This window comes from Pseudomonas sp. LBUM1657 (assembly GCF_059716075.1).
Window position 1 is genome coordinate 5,386,657 of record NZ_CP166799.1, and the last position, 17,845, is coordinate 5,404,501.

17 protein-coding genes, 1 pseudogene and 1 riboswitch are annotated in these 17,845 nt (G+C 59.6%); of the genes and pseudogenes, 9 read left to right on the top strand and 9 right to left on the bottom strand.

The window, feature by feature from the left end:
• Window positions 1–187 precede the first annotated feature (187 nt).
• The 3 genes from ACA055_RS24865 to ACA055_RS24875 all read right to left on the bottom strand — a co-directional run bounded on the left by ACA055_RS24865 (window position 188) and on the right by ACA055_RS24875 (window position 5,489).
• Window positions 188–1,552 carry a DUF1329 domain-containing protein gene (locus tag ACA055_RS24865; protein ID WP_497681026.1) on the bottom strand — a complete coding sequence of 455 codons (1,365 nt, stop codon included), beginning with the start codon at window positions 1,550–1,552 and terminating at the stop codon, window positions 188–190.
• A gap of 28 nt (window positions 1,553–1,580) precedes the next feature.
• Complete coding sequence (locus tag ACA055_RS24870) at window positions 1,581–3,467, bottom strand: DUF1302 domain-containing protein (RefSeq protein WP_497681027.1); 1,887 nt, start codon at window positions 3,465–3,467, stop codon at window positions 1,581–1,583.
• 339 nt (window positions 3,468–3,806) lie between these two features.
• On the bottom strand, window positions 3,807–5,489 hold the full coding sequence (locus ACA055_RS24875; RefSeq protein ID WP_497681028.1) for a fatty acid--CoA ligase: 1,683 nt from the start codon (window positions 5,487–5,489) through the stop codon (window positions 3,807–3,809).
• 344 nt (window positions 5,490–5,833) lie between these two features.
• Between ACA055_RS24875 and ACA055_RS24880 the strand changes: the two genes are divergently transcribed.
• Window positions 5,834–6,727, top strand: a complete 894-nt coding sequence (locus ACA055_RS24880; RefSeq protein WP_497681029.1) for a glycosyltransferase family 2 protein — start codon at window positions 5,834–5,836, stop codon at window positions 6,725–6,727.
• A gap of 41 nt (window positions 6,728–6,768) precedes the next feature.
• Window positions 6,769–7,407 (top strand): CatB-related O-acetyltransferase, encoded by a 639-nt coding sequence (locus ACA055_RS24885; RefSeq protein ID WP_497681030.1) that lies wholly within the window; start codon window positions 6,769–6,771, stop codon window positions 7,405–7,407.
• Window positions 7,408–7,455: 48 nt separating this feature from the next.
• Here ACA055_RS24885 and ACA055_RS24890 read toward each other — a convergent pair whose 3' ends face one another.
• Window positions 7,456–8,085: a LysE family translocator gene (locus ACA055_RS24890; protein WP_497681031.1), complete on the bottom strand. Its 630-nt coding sequence runs from the start codon at window positions 8,083–8,085 to the stop codon at window positions 7,456–7,458.
• 161 nt (window positions 8,086–8,246) lie between these two features.
• On the opposite strand from ACA055_RS24890, the gene ACA055_RS24895 reads away from it, so the two are divergent.
• The 3 genes from ACA055_RS24895 to ACA055_RS24905 all read left to right on the top strand — a co-directional run bounded on the left by ACA055_RS24895 (window position 8,247) and on the right by ACA055_RS24905 (window position 11,082).
• Window positions 8,247–9,212 (top strand): 2-hydroxyacid dehydrogenase, encoded by a 966-nt coding sequence (locus ACA055_RS24895; protein ID WP_497681032.1) that lies wholly within the window; start codon window positions 8,247–8,249, stop codon window positions 9,210–9,212.
• Between the two features lie 33 nt (window positions 9,213–9,245).
• Entirely contained in the window at window positions 9,246–10,244 is a 999-nt protein-coding gene (locus ACA055_RS24900; protein ID WP_497681033.1) for a methyltransferase, read from the top strand.
• Between the two features lie 40 nt (window positions 10,245–10,284).
• Window positions 10,285–10,409, top strand: a riboswitch (yybP-ykoY riboswitch).
• Between the two features lie 88 nt (window positions 10,410–10,497).
• The gene (locus ACA055_RS24905; RefSeq protein ID WP_497681034.1) at window positions 10,498–11,082 is read left to right on the top strand and encodes a TMEM165/GDT1 family protein; all 585 of its coding nucleotides are present in this window, start codon (window positions 10,498–10,500) and stop codon (window positions 11,080–11,082) included.
• Window positions 11,083–11,191: 109 nt separating this feature from the next.
• Here ACA055_RS24905 and ACA055_RS24910 read toward each other — a convergent pair whose 3' ends face one another.
• Window positions 11,192–12,007 (bottom strand): M48 family metallopeptidase, encoded by an 816-nt coding sequence (locus tag ACA055_RS24910; protein ID WP_497681035.1) that lies wholly within the window; start codon window positions 12,005–12,007, stop codon window positions 11,192–11,194.
• 1,304 nt (window positions 12,008–13,311) lie between these two features.
• Between ACA055_RS24910 and ACA055_RS24915 the strand changes: the two are divergent.
• A pseudogene (locus ACA055_RS24915) lies at window positions 13,312–13,506 on the top strand (HAMP domain-containing protein); the annotation flags it as partial.
• A gap of 114 nt (window positions 13,507–13,620) precedes the next feature.
• The gene (locus ACA055_RS24920; RefSeq protein ID WP_497684484.1) at window positions 13,621–14,364 is read left to right on the top strand and encodes a methyl-accepting chemotaxis protein; all 744 of its coding nucleotides are present in this window, start codon (window positions 13,621–13,623) and stop codon (window positions 14,362–14,364) included.
• 126 nt (window positions 14,365–14,490) lie between these two features.
• Here the strand turns inward: ACA055_RS24920 and ACA055_RS24925 are convergent, their stop codons facing one another.
• The 3 genes from ACA055_RS24925 to ACA055_RS24935 are packed head-to-tail and all read right to left on the bottom strand — an operon-like array spanning window position 14,491 to window position 15,607.
• Window positions 14,491–15,114: an SOS response-associated peptidase gene (locus ACA055_RS24925; RefSeq protein ID WP_497681036.1), complete on the bottom strand. Its 624-nt coding sequence runs from the start codon at window positions 15,112–15,114 to the stop codon at window positions 14,491–14,493.
• Between the two features lie 35 nt (window positions 15,115–15,149).
• Complete coding sequence (locus ACA055_RS24930; RefSeq protein ID WP_497681037.1) at window positions 15,150–15,410, bottom strand: putative signal transducing protein; 261 nt, start codon at window positions 15,408–15,410, stop codon at window positions 15,150–15,152.
• 14 nt (window positions 15,411–15,424) lie between these two features.
• Complete coding sequence (locus ACA055_RS24935) at window positions 15,425–15,607, bottom strand: CPXCG motif-containing cysteine-rich protein (RefSeq protein WP_008153387.1); 183 nt, start codon at window positions 15,605–15,607, stop codon at window positions 15,425–15,427.
• 140 nt (window positions 15,608–15,747) lie between these two features.
• Between ACA055_RS24935 and ACA055_RS24940 the strand changes: the two genes are divergently transcribed.
• Entirely contained in the window at window positions 15,748–16,914 is a 1,167-nt protein-coding gene (locus tag ACA055_RS24940) for a 1-acyl-sn-glycerol-3-phosphate acyltransferase (protein WP_497681038.1), read from the top strand.
• A 114-nt stretch (window positions 16,915–17,028) separates the two neighbouring features.
• Here the strand turns inward: ACA055_RS24940 and ACA055_RS24945 are convergent, their stop codons facing one another.
• Entirely contained in the window at window positions 17,029–17,307 is a 279-nt protein-coding gene (locus tag ACA055_RS24945; RefSeq protein ID WP_497681039.1) for a hypothetical protein, read from the bottom strand.
• Window positions 17,308–17,501: 194 nt separating this feature from the next.
• On the opposite strand from ACA055_RS24945, the gene ACA055_RS24950 reads away from it, so the two are divergent.
• A complete protein-coding gene (locus ACA055_RS24950) occupies window positions 17,502–17,708 on the top strand; it encodes a hypothetical protein (protein WP_497681040.1) in 207 nt (68 codons plus the stop codon).
• The last annotated feature ends 137 nt before the right edge of the window (window positions 17,709–17,845 follow it).

Here is a 17,845-nt window from a genome sequence, read left to right on the forward strand (position 1 = left end):
GCTCACAGATTTTATGTCCAGCAAAGATCAAATGTGGGAGCGGGCTTGCTCGCGAAGAGGCCATTACAGGCACCGTTGTTTCGCGAGCAGCCCCGCGTTAACAAGCGCGCCCCGATACAAAACTCCAAAAAAAACGCCCCGAACCAGTCGGGGCGTTTTCGAGGATGCGGCCTCGGTTCAGCGCAGGTTAGCGAACACCATCCTGACGCAAAGCGGCCGGAGTGAAGTCGCTGGTGGTCGCGGTGAAGCCGAAGTCATACGCCGATTTCTCTTCGTTCTTCATACCCAGCGCCAGGTAACGACCGGATTGCAGGTCGTACAAGGTTTCCAGGGTGTACCACGGCACTTGAACGTTGTAGTAGTTCTGGGAGTGAGCTTCCGCCACGCGCCAGAGTTGATTGCGGCCGTCGTAGTGATCGATCACTGCCGCTTGCCATGTGTCTTCGTCGATGTAGAAGTCACGCTTGGCGTAGATGTGACGCTGACCTTCCTTCAAGGTTGCAACCACATGCCACACACGACGCAGCTCATAACGAGCCAGGTCCTGGTTGATGTGACCGGCCTTGATGATGTCGGCGTACTTCAGCTTCGGATCGTCGAGCTTGTAGCTGTCGGAGGCGATGTACATCTCTTTCTTGCCTTCGAGTTTCCAGTCGTAACGATCCGGTGCACCGTTGTACATGTCCAGGTTGTCGGAGGTACGCAGGCCATCGGCAGCGGTACCCGGTCCGTCATAGGACACTTGCGGAGCACGACGCACACGACGCTGACCGGCGTTGTAGACCCACGCCGAACGTGGTTCCTTCACCTGATCGAGGGTTTCGTGCACCAGCAGCACACCACCGGCCAGACGCGCCGGCGCGGTCACTTTCTGCTTGAAGTAGAACAGGATGTTGCCCGGGTTCGCCGGATCGTAATCCTTCATCTTGTCGCGGAATACAAACTGGTCCTGGAAGTACACCAGGCTGAACGAGCCGTTCGGCTGCGGCGTGGCCTGGGTCACCAGACGAGTTACGCTGCCGCCGCGATAGCGGGTGATGTGGTTCCAGATGACTTCAACGCCGGTTTTCGGAATCGGGAACGGAACCGCGGTTTCGAAGTTTTCCAGACCGTTACCGCCGGACACCAGGTTGGTGCTGGTGGCGTTTTTCTTGATGGAGGCAAACACGGCATCCGGCACGGTGGCACCGCGATGGGACGGGTAGACCGGCATCTTGAAGGTTTCCGGGTAGCGCTTGAACATCGCGTACTGGCCCGGAGCGAGTTTTTCCTTGTACTGGTCAACGTTCTGCGCAGTGATGGTGAACAACGGTTTTTCACTGGCGAACGGGTCGGACAGGAAACCTTTTCCGTCGACGTTGCCGGCGTTTTTCGCCATCGGCTTCCAGGCTGGAATCGAACCGTCGGCGTTGCCCGCCATCTCGGCGCCCATCGGGGTCAGACTTTTGCCCAGCTTGTCCGCTTCGGCCGCTGGGACCGCCGCCATCACGCCGGTCGCCAGCAGCGAAAGCCCCAGAACACCGACGTGAAACAGACTCTTTGTTATTTTCATAAGTGTGTTCGTCCTGATAATACAGTGCTTAGAAGTTCACGCCGAAGCTGAGCGCAAGGAAATCGCGGTCATCGACGGTGGTGTACTTGCCATCAAAGAAGTTGGTGTAAGCCAGGCTCGCGGTGTAGGTGTTCTGGTATTCGGCATCAACACCCAGGCTCACCGCTTTGCGACCTTCCTCGAAGTTGCCGCCAGGGCCAGGCGAGTAACCGCTGACGTCATGGGACCAGGCTACGTTCGGCTTGAGGTTCACACCGGCGAACACGTCGTTGTATTCCCAGATGGCACGACCGCGGTAGCCCCACGATGTCGACGTGGTAAATCCGTCGTCGTTGCAATTGCGGCTGACGTTGTTGGTAGGTGTTCCCGGACCGGCACCGTTGATGGTGCTGGTATTGAGCGCCACACACGTGTTGGCACCACCGGTAGCAGGCAATTCACCAGGACCGTAGACCGGATCACGGCCATAACGGACGTCGGAAGTGCTTTCCAGGCCGCCGACGTGCGTCACGCCCACTTCGCCCACCAGGGTCAAGCGGCTGGCGCCCATGACCTGATCGAAGAAGTGCGTCAGGGTGGTCTGGAACTGGGTGATTTCCTTGCGGCGATAGCCGTGCAGGTCCTGACCCGGTACGCCGGCGAGCAGCGAAGCGTTGGTCAGAGCGCCGCCCAAAGGACGTACACCGGCGAACAGAATGTCGGTGGAGTTGAGCTGCACCGGCGCGTTCGGACGGTAGCTGACTTCACCGCTCCACGCCGTACCGGTAGGCAGGGTGGTGGAGAAGCTCAAGCCGTAGAGGCGGATGTCTTCCGGATACTCGACGAAGTAGTTCGAGTTACCCGCGATCACCAGCGGTGCCAGAGGGCGAAGCGCCGCAGGCAACGCCGCCACTCGGGCGTAGGCCGATGCCGGGGCACCGGTGGCGCTGAAGATCGGCGCACGGCTGTGGTAGTTCATGAAATAAGCGCCGAACTCGGTGTCCAGCGGCTCGAACATGTATTTGAGGGACGCGCCCCACTGGCCGCTGTCCCGCGCATCGCGGTCCGGGCCACGGCGTACCAGCACACCTTCGTCGTTGACGTCGACACCCAGCGCAGACAGCGTTGGCAGGGCTGCGGCCGGAATGGTCGAACGCTTGTTCAGCACGCGCAGGTTGTTGTCGCAACCGTCGGCAATGATGTCCGGCTGGGAGAAGAACGTGCCGCAGTTATCGACGACGGTCTGGTCCCATTCCAGCTGGTAGAAGGCTTCGGCCGAGAGGGTATCGGTAATGCTCTGCGAGACGTAGAACATGTTGACCGGGATCAGACCTTCCTTGACCTCGGCACCTGGACGACGGAATGCGGAAACGTCGATCGGGTTGATCGAGTTGATACCGCTGCCGATGAAAGTACTTTCACCCCAGCTCACGACTTGCTTGCCCAGACGCACGGAACCCGGCTGATCGGCAATGGCGTAGTTGTGGTAGACGAAGGCATCGAGAATCTGCCCGCCAGCGGACTTTGCGCCTTCCTTGCGGTTGCTGTCGCTGATGTCCTTGAACGGACGGCTTTCGTCCTTGAGTTCGAAGTCATACCAGTATTTGCCACGGACGAAGACGCCGGTGTCGCCGTATTTCAATTCAAGGTCATGGATACCCTTGAAGATCTTCGAGAACGTTTTACCGCTCTCGAAGTTCAGGTGACCGTCATCGGAAGTCTGGGAGAGACCGCGGCCACCGTTGTTGACGCCGATGAGGTTCTTGTTGGCACTCTCGGTAGACCAACTGGCACCGATCGACAGGGATGAGTCGAACTGACCTTCGATTTCACCAACGTTGAAACTGACGCCGAATGCTGGCCCGGCGAGCGTAGAGGCAAGACTGACCGCCAGGGGCAATTTCGCCCGGCGCCAGAACTGGTTTACTGATGTCATCGACGCTACTCCATGTGCATTTTATTGTTATGGCAGTGAGCACTTTTAAAAACGCTGTGGATAACCGGGAGCCAAGGCATCCCAAAGTCATTCCAAAGTTGCATCGCCCCGGTTTGTGCGTTTGCTCCGTTCTTAAAAATCCTTGAGCGGACTATAGCCAGCGGGTAGTACTGCTTGATCCCTCTAAAGTGTGATTTGCAGCCGCCGACCACTCTGGAACAGTCCTTTCGCCAGTCCGACACCTGTCGGCACGGCAAGGATGGCTGAAAATTCAAATTTCACAAGCCAAGCGCTTGCTTGGTGGGGCTGGCGTGCCCTTTCGGGCACGCCAGAAGACGCTTAAAGCGTCGAGAGGAAGGTGCTGTTGTTGGCTTGCCATTCGGTGATGTCGACGCGAATTCGCTTCTTGTCGAGTTTGCCGACACTGGTCTTGGGAATTTCAGTAACAAGGGCGATCTGGCTCGGGATGGCCCATTTGCTCAGGTGCCCCAGCTCCACGAACGGCTTGAGGTGTTCCTTGAGTTCCCGGGCCCCGATGACATGGCCCTCGCGGACCACCAGCAAGGCAAACGGTCGCTCGCCCCACTGCGGATCGGCAATGCCCACCACTGCTACTTCGCGTACCGCCGGGTGGCGGCTGATCAGGTCTTCCAGGTCCAGGGAGGAGATCCATTCGCCGCCGGTCTTGATCACGTCCTTGATCCGGTCGCGAATGTCGATCACGCCCATGCTGTCCAGGGTCGCCACGTCGCCGGTGTGCAGCCAGCCCCCGGCCCAGAGCTCTGCGCCCTTTTGCGGTTCATTGAAATAACCCTCGGTGAGCCACGGCGCGCGCAGCACCAATTCACCCTGGGTCTCGCCATCGGCGGGCAGGAAGTTGCCGTCGGTGTCGACGATTGCCGCCTCCACCAAGGGTCCCGGTACCCCGGCCTTGATCCGATAGGTGGTGCGTTCGTCTTCGGTGCCGGCCATCAGCTCATCGTTGAGGTGAGCGCATGAAACCAGCGGCCCGGTTTCCGACATGCCGTAAGCGGCAGTCAGCTGAATGCCTTTGGCCTTGGCCGCGTCGTACAGTGAACGGTTCAGCGCGCTGCCGCCGATAACGATTTTCCAGCCACCAAAGTCAGTGCTTTGCGCAGCCTTGGCGTTGAGGACCATTTGCAGGATGGTCGGCACGCAGTGGGAAAAGGTGACCTTTTCCTTGCGCCACAGCTCCACCAGGTATTCCGGGTCGTAGCGACCGGGGTAAACCTGCTTGAGCCCGAGCATGGTCGCCACATACGGCAATCCCCAGGCGTGCACATGGAACATCGGGGTGATTGGCATGTACACGTCGTTGGTGCCCAGCAGACGCACGCTGTCGATGGCCCCCATGATGGTCGACACGCCCATGGTGTGCAGCACCAGTTGCCGATGGGTGAAGTACACGCCTTTTGGATTACCGGTGGTGCCGGTGGTGTAGAAGGTGGTAGCGACCGAGTTCTCGTCGAAATCCTGGAAGTCGTAGTGCGGACTGGCGGCCGCCAGCAGTTGCTCGTATTCGCCGACGAGGTTCGGCAGGTCAGCGGTTTTTTCCGGCAGGTCGGTCAGCAGCAGGGTTTTCTCGACCGTGGTCAGGTGCCCGGCAAGCGCCGTATAAAGTCCCACGAATTCGCTGTTGACCAGCACGAAGCGGTCCTCGGCGTGGTTCATCGTGTAGAGGATCTGTTCCGGTGACAGGCGCACGTTGATGGTGTGGATCACCGCGCCAATCATCGGGATGGCGAACATGCATTCCAGATAACGATGGCTGTCCCAGTCCATCACCGCCACGGTATCCCCGGGCTTGACCCCGGCCGCTGTCAACACGTTAGCCAACCGGGCGACCCGCTCGATCAGGGTCGGGTAGCTGTAGCGCAACTGGTCGCGGTAAATGATCTCGCGGGTTTTCTCATAACGAGCGCCGGACATCAGCAGCCGTTTAATCAGCAGCGGATACTGGTAAGCGCCTTCGGCTGGGGGGATAACGCGAGTCTGCAACATAAGAATCCCTTTTCTGACTACACGGTCGTGGCTGAAAGTAAGCACTTTAGTGCCCTTGCTCACCAACCAAATCAGCCAAAGGAATGATTTAGCTTCAACGCGGAAATGCTAGCTTTGCGCCACTATTTTGCGTCATTCCCCAGGACTCCTGTGCTGTAAACGTTTGTAACTTCATTTACGCAAAGCTTGTCGCCAGGCAAATGACAAGCGAGCATATGTACCGTTATTGACACACCGTGCTGATCGATAAGCAAGCCAATAGCTGCCAAACCTTGCCACCCCGGACTTCCATGGCGGGATCTCTCCATCAAACATACGTTGTCAGAAACGTCATCGGTATAACAATGAGCACTGAAGCGACCGCCTCTGAGGCTTGCACCTCGACGCAAGCCCCCCTGGTTTCCATCGTGGCGCCCTGCTACAACGCGGAAAAATACCTGGAGGATGCCATCAAGAGCATCTTCGCCCAGGAGTACCCGAATTTCGAAGTCATCATCGTGGACGACGGTTCCAGCGACAACAGCATCGCCATGCTCAAGCGATTGCAGCAAACCTATGACTTCCAGTTGTATTCGCAATCGAACCAGGGTGTGAGTGCGGCGCTCAATCACGGCTTGCAGTACGCCAAAGGCGTCTATGTGTCGACGCCCGACCTGGACGACATCATGCTGCCGGAGTCGCTGCGCATTCGCGTCGACTATCTGGACAAGAACCCGAACGTTGGTTGCGTGGGGGCCTTGATCACCTACATGGATAGCGACGGCAACACGATCAAGCAACAAAAACGCGACCAGATCCGCACCTACAACTTCGATCAAGTCCTCAGCGGAGCCATCGTGATCGGTGCCCCGGTCGCGCTTTACCGCATGAGCGCGATGCGACAGGCCGGCTTTTACGCGCCTCACCTGCGGGTTCAAGATTTTCAGATGACCTTGCGCATTGCCCGGTTGGGGTACGAGATACATGAACTACCGGTATGCACGACTCGCTATCGCCGCCATGCCAACAACCTGTCGAGAAAATACCGGGTGTTGCTGCAGGCAGACCTTGAGGCCATCGCACCGTATGCAAACCACCCCGCCTACCAGAGCGCCCGCACCCAACTGGTGAACAAGGCGCTTAAATACGCCGTGATCGAAGACAAGAAAGAAGCCTGGAGACTGTTGCGCTCGATTCCCTGGCGGCACTTGAATCGAACCAGCCTCAAACGCCTGAAACGATTGATGTTGCATCGCTAGACGACAACGCCTTACCCCCTCCAGCTTTCCAGGCCTCACGCATGAAATTTCTCGAAAAACTAAAAGAACGAAAAACCAGAAAGCATCTGAAGCGGCTGGAAAAACTGGAAAGGGCGCCAGAAAAAATACGCTTGCGCTACCCCGGATACGAAGTTGGCGTGGGCACCTACGGCATCCCGGAGGTCATGGATTTCGGCGACGACACCGTTTTGAAGGTCGGTTCCTACACCTCGATTGCCGAAGGCGTGAAGATTTTGCTGGGGGGTGGCCATCGAACCGACTGGGTCAGCACCTACCCATTTCCACTAATGATTGACGAAGCCCGGGATATTCCTGGTTGTAACCCGACCAAGGGCGATGTGGTGATCGGCAGCGATTGCTGGATTTGCGCCGATGTCATGATTCTGTCTGGCGTAACCATCGGTCATGGCGCGGTGGTCGCAGCTGGCGCCGTCGTGACGCGCGACGTCGAACCCTACGCGATCGTCGGCGGCAACCCATGCCGCCACATTCGCTGGCGTTTTGACGAGGACGTGCGCCAGGATCTTCTGGCATCGGCCTGGTGGGACTGGCCTTTGGAGGAAGTCAAAGCCGTGTCGCGGATCCTGAGCAGTAACGATATGGACGGCTTTCTGGACTACGCCCGTCAACGCCACGCATCGACCATCGACGCCACGTAAATAGTGTTTCGGCCGCATCCAATCCTGGCGCGGCCACTTCTCCGCGTCTCAGTGCATCTCGGTAAACGCGAGTTTCACACCGATGGCGATCAGCACGGCGCCCATGGTGCGGTCGAACCAGTGGCCCATGCGGGCAAAACCGGCGCGCACCCGCTGCTGGCTGAACAGCATCGCCACCAGGCAGAACCACACAGCCGTCGCCACCGCGAGGTAGATCCCGTAACCGGCCTGCACCGCCAGCGGCGTGTGCGGGTTGATCACCACGGTAAACAGCGACAGGAAGAACAGCGTGGCTTTCGGGTTCAGACCGTTGGTCACAAAACCTGACGTGAAGGCGCCGCGAGCCGTGCGCTCGCCCACCTCCTTATGCAGATCGTCGGCCAACGGCTTGACCGGCTGCGCGCGCAAGGCCTTGAAGCCGATGTACAGCAGATAAGCGGCGGCGGCCCATTTCAATGCGTTGAACAGCACGATCGACTGGGACACGATCAGGCCGATGCCGAGCAGCGAATAACCGACGTGCAGGAAAATCGCCGTACCGACGCCCAGCGCCGTCCAGGTTCCGGCGCGGCGACCGTGGGTCACGCTCTCACGCACCACCACGGCAAAGTCCGGGCCGGGGCTGGCCACCGCCAGCAAGTGAATCAGGGCAACGGTCAAGAACTCTGTCCAGTACATGGGGGCTCCTCTGGGGCAGATCAGTCGAATTGAAATTCACAGCGTTAACGTCACCCCTGTGGGAGCGGGTTTAGCATTTGTCTTGTAGTGCGTAACGATTTGTTTCATCTGGTAGGCTCGGCAGATTACGCCTTCAGTCCATTGCACAAAAGGTACAGTTGATGACGAACACTCGCCGCGCCGTTTTCCTCGACCATCCCTCCCTGGACCTGGGCGATCTCGACCTCAGCCCGCTGCGCGAATGTTTCAGCGACTTGCAGCTGTTCGCCCAGACCACGCCTGACCAGGTGATCGAACGCCTCAAGGGCGCCACCGTCGCCATCAGCAACAAAATCCTGATCGATGCCGCAGCGATCGCTGCCTGCCCTGAACTGAAACTGATCCTGATCACTGCCACCGGCACCAACAACGTCGACCTCGCCGCCGCCCGCGCCCACGGGATTACCGTCTGCAATTGCCAGGGTTACGGCACGCCGTCGGTGGCGCAGCACACGATCATGTTGCTGCTCAACCTGGCGACACGCCTGGCCGATTATCAGAAAGCCGTCGGTGACGGTCGCTGGCAGCAGGCGAAGCAGTTCTGCCTGCTGGACTACCCGATCGTCGAACTGGAAGGCAAAACCCTTGGCCTGCTCGGTCACGGCGAACTCGGCGGTGCGGTGGCACGGCTGGCCGAAGCCTTCGGCATGCGCGTGCTGCTCGGTCAGATTCCCGGGCGCCCTGCCCGGCCTGATCGTCTGCCGCTGGATGAACTGCTGCCGCAGATCGACGCGCTGACCCTGCACTGCCCGCTCAACGAACACACCCGCCACTTCATTGGTGCCCGCGAGCTAGCCTCGATGAAGCCCGGCGCATTTGTGGTCAACACCGCTCGGGGTGGCTTGATCGACGAACAGGCGCTGGCCGACGCGTTGCGCAACGGTCACCTGGGTGGTGCCGCCACCGACGTGCTGAGCGTTGAACCACCGACGGCTGGCAATCCGCTGTTGGCTGCCGATATTCCACGATTGATCGTCACCCCGCACAACGCCTGGGGCAGTCGCGAGGCGCGGCAGCGGATCGTGGGCCAATTAACCGAAAACGCTCAGGGATATTTCAGCGGTAAAGCGCTGCGGGTCGTCAGTTGATAAACTGCCGCACTTTTTTTCAAGGAGCAGAGTATGGATCCGCGCAGTGAAGTACTGCTTCGTCAGGCTGAGTTATTCGAAGGTTCGGTGTTGCTGGCCGGTTTACCTGCAGACGACCTGCTGGGCCGCCTGCCCGATGCCCATGGCTGGTGCTGGCATGCCGGCGACCAAGCGGCACTGGACGCCCGCTTCGTCGAGCGCAGCCATTTTGGCGTGACCGCTCCAGAGCGCGAGTTCGACACCGCCGTGGTGTTCCTGCCCAAGTCCAAGGACCTGACCGACTACATCCTTAACGCCCTCGCCTCCCGGCTGGCGGGTCGAGAGCTGTATCTGGTGGGCGAAAAGCGCAGCGGCATCGAAGGCGCGGCCAAGCAACTGAACCCGTTTGGCAAACCGCGCAAGCTAGACAGCGCACGGCATTGCCAGCTCTGGCAGGTCACCGTGGCCGATGCACCACAAGCCAGGTCGCTGGAAAGCCTGGCCCAGGAATACGAACTGCCACTGGCCGAAGGTCCGTTGAAAGTCATCAGCCTGCCGGGCGTCTTCAGTCACGGTCGACTGGATCGCGGCAGCGCGCTGTTGCTGGAACACCTGGACAAGTTGCCCAGTGGCCACCTGCTGGACTTCGGTTGCGGCGCCGGCGTACTGGGGGCGGCGGTGAAACGTCGTTACCCGCACAACCAGGTCACCCTGCTCGACGTGGACGCGTTTGCCGCTGCCAGTAGTCGCCTGACCCTGGCTGCCAACGGCTTGGAAGCGGACGTTATTACCGGTGACGGTATCGACGCCGCGCCTATGGGTTTGAGTGCGATTCTGAGCAACCCGCCGTTCCATGTCGGCGTGCACACCGACTACTTCGCCACGGAAAACTTGCTGCGAAAAGCAGCTAAACATCTGAAAAATGGTGGGGAACTGCGCCTGGTAGCGAACAGCTTCCTGAAGTATCAACCCTTGATCGAAGAGCACCTCGGCGTGTGTGCGATCAAGGCCGAAGGACAGGGTTTCAGAATCTACCGGGCTAAACGCGGCTGAGAAATTAGTGCTTGCCGAACGGATTTTGCCTAGGCAGAATCCGCTCCGTCCTAGGGGAGTAGTCTCCCACGAGCGCCATGCTCGTCCGGCATACGTCAACATACTTGGTCAAAAGACCATGGCGTATGCGACCCAAGCGTCCGCATCAGACGGATCGCAGGGTTTGACAAGACCTATGACACGAACACCTTACCCGGGGCGGGAAGGCTGTACGTGTCATAGCCGTGTCGACCCGCCCCTTAGGAAAACCCTGATGTTGGATTCACTTCTCGTTCCCACCGCAATCGTTGCCTTGGCCGAAATCGGCGACAAGACGCAACTGCTCGCGCTCATTCTCGCTGCCCGCTTTCGCAAACCCTGGCCGATCATCGCCGGCATCGTCGCCGCGACCCTGGCCAACCACGCGGCAGCCGGTGCGGTAGGTGCCTGGGTCGGCGGTTTCTTCTCGGATGCGATGTTGCACTGGATCCTCGCCGCAAGCTTCGCCGCGACCGCGCTGTGGACCCTCGTGCCGGACAAAATGGATGACGACGAAGCCAGCACCGCCCGCAAGTTCGGGCCGTTCCTGACCACGCTGATCGCCTTCTTCCTGGCGGAAATCGGTGACAAGACTCAGATCGCGACCGTGATGCTCGCCGCGCAATACCCGGAACTGTGGCTGGTGATCATCGGCACCACGGTCGGCATGTTGATCGCCAACGTGCCAGTGGTGCTGGCGGGTAACTTTGCAGCGGATAAATTGCCGTTGACGTTGATCCGCCGGTTGGCCGCTTCGGCGTTTTTGATCCTGGCGATTGTTGCTGTGTACAAGGCGATGCAGAGCAGTGGGTGGGTCTGACGGACCGCATCATCGTTCTTCGCGAGCAAGCCCGTTCCCACATTTGATCGCGTTCTAATGTGGGAGCGGGCTTGCTCGCGAAGGCGTCAGCGGCGTCACCGCATGACTATCAGGACTTCGGGGCTTTCTCGTAAAGCGGCATGACCTTTGGAATAGCACCCTGCAACGCAGCGGTCCGACTGCTGGAGGATGGGTGAGTGCTGAGGAATTCTGGTGGCGCGCCTTCGGCAGCCTTGCTCATCTTGTCCCACAGCGTGAGCGCCGCATTCGGGTTGTAACCGGCCCGCGCCGCCAGCTCCAGACCAATCAGGTCGGCCTCGTTTTCGTTGGTGCGACTGTTGGGCAAGGTCATCAGCAGGTTCACGCCGTTGCTTCCCACTTCCACGAGCTGCACGGGTGCCCCGGCAGCCACGGCCAGTTGCTGCGCAAAACCCACGGCATAGGCCTTGGACAGTGCCTCTCGCCCATGCTCACGCAGGGCATGGGCGATTTCATGGCCCATGACCGCGGCAATTTCGTCGTCGGTGAGTTGAAGCTTATCGATCAGCCCGGTGTACATAATGATCTTGCCGCCAGGACCGCAGTTGGCGTTGAGGTCATCACTCTTGATCAGGTTGACCTCCCACTTCCATTGTGCAGAATCCGGACGAAACGTCGGCGCCTGGGCAATCAGCCGATCGGCGATCGCCTGAACGCGCTTGGCATCGGCACTGGTTTTATCAAGGATGTTCTTGTTGCTCGCATCACCCAGGGTCTGCTGGTAGTCCTGCGCATACGTTTGATTGACCTGCTCGGTCGACAGCAATGTGGTCATCCGTTGTTGACGCACGACACCGACTTCCCCCGCACTGGTGGTGTTAACGGTCTCGCAGCCGTTAAGCAACAGCACCGAGCCCAACACGCACGTAACCAGAGACTTGTTCATCAAGGCACTCCCTCAAATCCGCAACCCACCCTGGGAAGACGGTCGTAGCAAAAAATTCATACAGCACTGACTGCCTTGCCGGGCAAAGGTTCGGCACCTGTCCATTTGCGACACAGGCGCGTCCAAAACAGTCATTTTGCTGCACCCCATTCATGGTTCCGGTCCGCTTTGCCGATACACCACGGCAGACGTCATCCCTGTCGTCCGGAGCTTCCATGAAATTCAAGTCGATCCAGTTTTCCGTCGCCGCCCTCGCTGGCGCCATCGTTCTTAGCGTAGTCGCCGCGCTGGTGCTGTACGCGCTGTTTTCCGGCGCACGGACCCAAGAGATGGTCCAGGAGCGGACCCAGGCGCAGTTCGAGCAAGTCATCGAACAACGCCTGACTTCGCTGGCGCAGACTCAGGTCAGCCAGATCCAGCGCGAACTCGAAGCGCCCCTGCTGATTGCCGGTGGACTGGTGCGGGTCAACGCATTGATCGGCACACCGGGCGCCGATGGCCAGCCACAGTTGAGCCTCAGTCGTGAGCAATTGATCAGCCTGATCAAGGAAAACGTCGCCAAGAACCCGAAAATCCTCGGCACCTACATCGGCTGGGAAAAAAACGCTCTCGACCACAACGATGCGGCCTACGTCGATACCCCGGTTGTCGGCATCGACGCCAGCAACGGGCGCTTCCTGCCGTGGTGGTTCCGCAACGAGGACGGGACGCTGGGCCTGGACAAACTGGTGGACGTTGACGACCAGAAAACCTTGTCCACAGGGGTGCGCGCCAGCGAGTACTACCTGTGCTCGAAAGAAACCAAAAAATCCTGCGTGATCGATCCGGCGCCCTACAAGGTCGGCGACAAGATCGTCATGCTCGCCTCCTTTATTGAACCGATCATGCTCAACGGCGCCTTCCAGGGCATCGTCGGCGCCGACCTGTCGGTGAACTTCATCCAGGAAATGCTCCTGGGCGCGAATCAGAAACTGTACGGTGGCGCCGGTGAAATGGCCCTGATCGGCGGTAATGGCCGGATCGTTGCCTACACCAAGGATCCGAGCAAATTCGGTGAGAAGGTCAGTGACATCCTCGGCAGCCAGCAGATCGCCAACATGGCCAATCTCAAGCGCGGCGAAGTCACCTACACCGTCGACAAGACCGAGGGCCGGATCGAGCTGTATCTGCCCTTCGGCATCGGTCAGACCGACGCCCGCTGGACCCTGATGCTGCAACTGCCGCTGAACGCGGTGATGGCGGATCTGCAAAAACTTCAGGGCGATCTGGACACCCAGCGCAAGTCCGACACCTTCGGCATGGCCATGGTCGGTCTGTTGATTGCCGGTATCGGTTTGTTGGTGATCTGGCTGGTGGGCCACGGCATTGCCCGGCCGCTGAAGCAAATGGTCGCCATGCTCGACGACATCGCCCAGGGCGAAGGTGACTTGACCCGCCGCCTGACCAGCGATCGCGCCGACGAATTGGGCTCGATCGCCAAAGGCTTCAATACTTTCCTGGCCAAGTTGCAGGTGATGATCACTCAAGTGGTGACCTCGGTGCAGAGCGTCAGTGATTCGTCGGAACACACCGCCGACATCGCCATCCGCACGAACATTGGCGTGCACAAGCAAATGGCCGAGATCGATCAGGTCGCCACCGCGGTGCATGAAATGACCGCCACGGCCCAGGACGTGGCGCGCAATGCGACCCAGGCCGCACAAGCCGCCAGCCATGCGGATCAGGCTGCGGCGCAGGGCATGCAGATCGTGCGCGACACCTCGAACTCGATCGGTGTGCTGGCGGTGGAAATCGGCAAGGCCGTCAGCGTGGTCCAGACCCTGGCCAAGGACAGCGAGAACATCAACGCGATCCTCACCGCGATTCGCGGGATCGCCGAGCAAACCAATCTGCTGGCCTTGAACGCCGCCATCGAAGCCGCACGTGCCGGTGAGCAGGGCCGTGGTTTTGCCGTGGTGGCCGATGAAGTGCGCAACCTGGCGCAGAAAACCCAGAAAGCCACTGAAGAAATCCAGACCATGATCCAGCAACTGCAACAAGGCACCCGCGATGTGGTGCGCGTCATGGAAGACAGCCAGAACCGCACCGACGAAAGCGTGCAACATGCGGCCAAGGCGGCCCAAGCGCTGGAGACCATTACCCAGGCCGTGTCGGTGATCAACGACATGAACACCCAGATCGCCAGCGCGGCTGAGGAACAGAGCGCGGTGGCCGACGACATCAACCGCAACGTGATCAATATCGGGCAAGTGGCCAATGAAGTGGCTGGCGGGGCGGATGAATCGAGTGCGGCGAGTGCGGATTTGACCAAACTGGCCGAGCAGCAGCGGCGGTTGATCAATCAGTTCAAGGTCTGATCAAAAGGCCCTTTCGCGAGCAAGCCCGCTCCCACACTGTATCTCCAGTGGATTCAAAGTCCGCAAACAATGGAGATCAAATGTGGGAGCGGGCTTGCTCGCGAATGCGTCAACCCAGACAACTCATCAACCCGGGGTCAAACACTCCGGCCCATTCAACTTCGGGTCATTCACCATGTTCGCCAGCACCCGCTCGCGCAACGCCGCGGGTTCACTGGCGAGCAACGCCTGCAAGGCATGCAACGGGGTTTCAGGGTTGAGCCAGGCTGCCTGCCCCGCCGCATCGAGAATCAACGGTCGGCGCTGGCTCGCAGCCGGCTGGGTGATCACCGCCGTGCTCAGCCACACCTGCTCCTGCACCGGATACGCCTCCCAGATCGCCGCGAAGAACAGCGTCGACCCCTCCCCCGGTGTCAGCCAGTACGGACGCTTGCGTGTCGTGCCGCGCCATTCATAAAAACCATTGGCCGGCAGCAGGCAACGACGCAGGCGCAAGGCTTCGCGAAACATCGGCTGTTCGGCAACGGTTTCGGCGCGGGCATGGGCCGGGGTGCGGGACAGATCGGTCAGCCACGGCGGCGTCAGGCCCCATCGCGCACGGGCCAGCTCACGCTGACCGTCCACACCGGCCCGCAGCATCAACACCGAATCGTTAGGGGAAATATTCCACTGGGCCTGCTGATCGGCGGGAAAGCCAGGCAGGGCCGCGAAGGCGGGGTTCCAGCGAAACAGGGCAAAACGTCCACACATGGGGCAACACGACTCTGAATAAAACGAACGTCAGCCTAACAGACCAGCGTGCCGGGAAAGTTTTCCGGTTCATCGCCGGGCAGCGGCAGCGCGGCATTGTACGCAGCGATCAGCTCCCTGGCGTACTCAGCGTTATCGTTATCCACCGACAACCCAAGCAGGCCGAAGATCGGCAATTCTCCGGTGCCACCGATCAAATCCCGCCCCACCAGGTGCGCCTCGATGCCCTCGCTGGCCAACATGCCTTGCAGCAACTCGCCCTCCATCAGGTTTTCCGGCTCGTAGATTCGCTGCATGGGATGCCCCTTTATCATTCGTTTTCGCTGTGAACTTCGAGCAACCATTCTTGACCATCAGTCTGCAGGACAAATGTAATGGGACGACAACATACCGGACAATCCTCGATATAGGTCTGATCGCCGCCGGACAAATCCAGCACCGCCTCAGCTTCTTCACCACAATACGGACATTCGTAGCGCTCGGTTTCCAGCATCGCGGTCTCCCGGGTGACTTGTGCGTATAATCGCCGGTCTATTTGCAGGGCTATTTTTGTCTGGCTACCTTTTCAGACCGTGCCCCGTTGGTTTTCGATCAAAACCTTTACTTACCCTAGCCGTTTCCCAACAAGAGAGCATGATGGGCGAATTCGATGCCATCCGACCATACGACGACAGCGAAGTCCCAGCGGTGCTGGCCCGGCTGCTCGGCGACAAGGCGCTTCTAGATATCCTCATCCACTTCCGCTTCCCGCGTTATGCCGGTGCCCTCGGCTGGATGCTCAAACCTCTTATAGCTCATCGGCTGCGCCGTGAGTTCGCCGGCGTCAACTCGGTGGCCACCTTGCAAGACAAGGTCGAAGTCTACGTCGACCACACCATCGAGCGTGCCACCGACGGCGTGACCTATACCGGCGTCGAGCAGTTCAGGTCCGGCAGTGCGTACCTGTTCATCGCCAACCACCGCGACATCGTGATGGACCCGGCCTTCGTCAACTATGCCGTGTACCACGCCGGCCTGCCGACACCGCGCATCGCGATTGGCGACAACCTCCTGCAAAAGCCCTTCGTCAGCGATCTGATGCGCCTGAACAAGAGCTTCATCGTGCACCGTTCGATCACCGGTCGCCGCGAGAAGATGGCGGCGTATCAGCTGCTGTCGGCCTACATCAACCACTCGATCCGCAACGATTGCGCCTCGATCTGGATTGCACAGGCCGAAGGCCGGGCCAAGGACGGTGACGACCGCACCGAGTCGGCGATCCTCAAGATGTTCCACATGAGTCGCAAGGACGAGCCGTTCGGCGAGGTCATCCGCTCGCTGAACGTCACCCCGGTGTCGATCAGCTACGAATACGACCCCTGCGACCAGGCCAAGGCCCGCGAGCTGTTCATCCGCGCCACCACTGGCAGTTACACCAAAGTGCCGGGCGAGGACGATGTGAGCATCGCCAAGGGCATCACCGGCTACAAGGGCCGGGTGCATGTGAACTTCGCCGCACCGATTACCGAACTGTTCGACGACACCAAGCAACTGGCAATCGAGATGGACCGGCAGATCCTCGGCGGCTATCGCTTGTTCCCGGTGCATTACCTGGCTTATGCACAATGGAAAGACGCCGACCCGCAGTTGCAAGTGCCCAAAGCCGCCGAGGTGTTCGCTGCCGACGAACTGGCCAAGGCTCAGGAAGAATGGCAGCGCCGCCTGGAGGCTTGCCCCGAGGAACATCGTCCATTCCTGGTGCTGCAATATGCGACGCCGGTGCGTAATCAGTACCGCGTCAAGGCCGGGTTACCGCTGTAGGGTTTTTGGCTGGATACGACAACGGCGCCTTCGGGCGCCGTTTTTGTTTGTCTGGTCGACGAAGAATCCGTGGTGAGAGTACTTTCCCCCCGCCACACGTTTTGTGTCAGCGCTTCAGAATTGTGTGCTGATCCACGACACCAGCAACGCCAAGCCCAAACAGGCAAAACCGAATCGATAGAAAAACCGGTTCATGCGTAGCGTCGCCCAGTCCAGGATGGGCTCTTCGCTGGGACGACTCTGGCGCTGGGCTGCGAGACTGGCCATCGCGCGCTGTTCACGACGACGCGTGGCGTGCAGCAACCAGCTGCCCGGGAAGGCGAACAGCAACGCAACCAGGTTGATCAATTTGGCAGGATGGGCGGTAAACAGCGTCATCAAATGCAGCGACATCACGGACCTCAGACAAAACAGGTGTGGCAGACGCCGGACCGACGACCGCGCCGCGGATTCTACCGAAAGCCTCCACGCCTGCCCTGCCCTTTGCGACAAATAACTCACCATTTGGCAGATTCCTGTCCTGCGTCACGGCTTCGTCATCTGAATCCGCCAATCTCTGGCCCCACGAAAACGACACGGAGCCCGTCATGCTGCACGCCGAAAACCAGGATCGCCTCTACCTCATCGCCCAGAGCGACGAACAACAAGATCTCGTGGGCAGTCTCGCCTTCAATGTTCAGGATCGCCACTGGCTGGTGTATTGCGCACTGGGTGGGCACCAACATGCGGATTTGCCGGAAACGGATTTGCTGACCGGGGTGAGCGTGCTGGATTTTTATTCGCAAGCTGCCTGACAACAGTGATCCCTTGTGGGAGCGGGCTTGCTCGCGAAAGCGGTGTGTCAGACGACTTCAATGTTGAATGTCAAAAAGCCTTCGCGAGCAAGCCCACTCCCACATTTTGATCGGTGTGAACCCGTAAAGTTGGCAGA

Excerpts from the sequence above, each read along its gene's own strand:
- ACA055_RS24925 (WP_497681036.1), bottom strand. The coding sequence starts at position 15,114 with ATGTGTGGACGTTTTGCCCTGTTTCGCTGGAACCCCGCCTTCGCGGCC.
- ACA055_RS24895 (WP_497681032.1), top strand. The coding sequence starts at position 8,247 with ATGACGAACACTCGCCGCGCCGTTTTCCTCGACCATCCCTCCCTGGAC.
- ACA055_RS24905 (WP_497681034.1), top strand. The coding sequence starts at position 10,498 with ATGTTGGATTCACTTCTCGTTCCCACCGCAATCGTTGCCTTGGCCGAA.
- ACA055_RS24945 (WP_497681039.1), bottom strand. The coding sequence starts at position 17,307 with ATGTCGCTGCATTTGATGACGCTGTTTACCGCCCATCCTGCCAAATTG.
- ACA055_RS24910 (WP_497681035.1), bottom strand. The coding sequence starts at position 12,007 with ATGAACAAGTCTCTGGTTACGTGCGTGTTGGGCTCGGTGCTGTTGCTT.
- ACA055_RS24900 (WP_497681033.1), top strand. The coding sequence starts at position 9,246 with ATGGATCCGCGCAGTGAAGTACTGCTTCGTCAGGCTGAGTTATTCGAA.
- ACA055_RS24880 (WP_497681029.1), top strand. The coding sequence starts at position 5,834 with ATGAGCACTGAAGCGACCGCCTCTGAGGCTTGCACCTCGACGCAAGCC.
- ACA055_RS24875 (WP_497681028.1), bottom strand. The coding sequence starts at position 5,489 with ATGTTGCAGACTCGCGTTATCCCCCCAGCCGAAGGCGCTTACCAGTAT.
- ACA055_RS24885 (WP_497681030.1), top strand. The coding sequence starts at position 6,769 with ATGAAATTTCTCGAAAAACTAAAAGAACGAAAAACCAGAAAGCATCTG.
- ACA055_RS24935 (WP_008153387.1), bottom strand. The coding sequence starts at position 15,607 with ATGCTGGAAACCGAGCGCTACGAATGTCCGTATTGTGGTGAAGAAGCT.
- ACA055_RS24950 (WP_497681040.1), top strand. The coding sequence starts at position 17,502 with ATGCTGCACGCCGAAAACCAGGATCGCCTCTACCTCATCGCCCAGAGC.
- ACA055_RS24940 (WP_497681038.1), top strand. The coding sequence starts at position 15,748 with ATGATGGGCGAATTCGATGCCATCCGACCATACGACGACAGCGAAGTC.
- ACA055_RS24920 (WP_497684484.1), top strand. The coding sequence starts at position 13,621 with ATGGCCGAGATCGATCAGGTCGCCACCGCGGTGCATGAAATGACCGCC.
- ACA055_RS24890 (WP_497681031.1), bottom strand. The coding sequence starts at position 8,085 with ATGTACTGGACAGAGTTCTTGACCGTTGCCCTGATTCACTTGCTGGCG.
- ACA055_RS24930 (WP_497681037.1), bottom strand. The coding sequence starts at position 15,410 with ATGCAGCGAATCTACGAGCCGGAAAACCTGATGGAGGGCGAGTTGCTG.
- ACA055_RS24865 (WP_497681026.1), bottom strand. The coding sequence starts at position 1,552 with ATGAAAATAACAAAGAGTCTGTTTCACGTCGGTGTTCTGGGGCTTTCG.
- ACA055_RS24870 (WP_497681027.1), bottom strand. The coding sequence starts at position 3,467 with ATGACATCAGTAAACCAGTTCTGGCGCCGGGCGAAATTGCCCCTGGCG.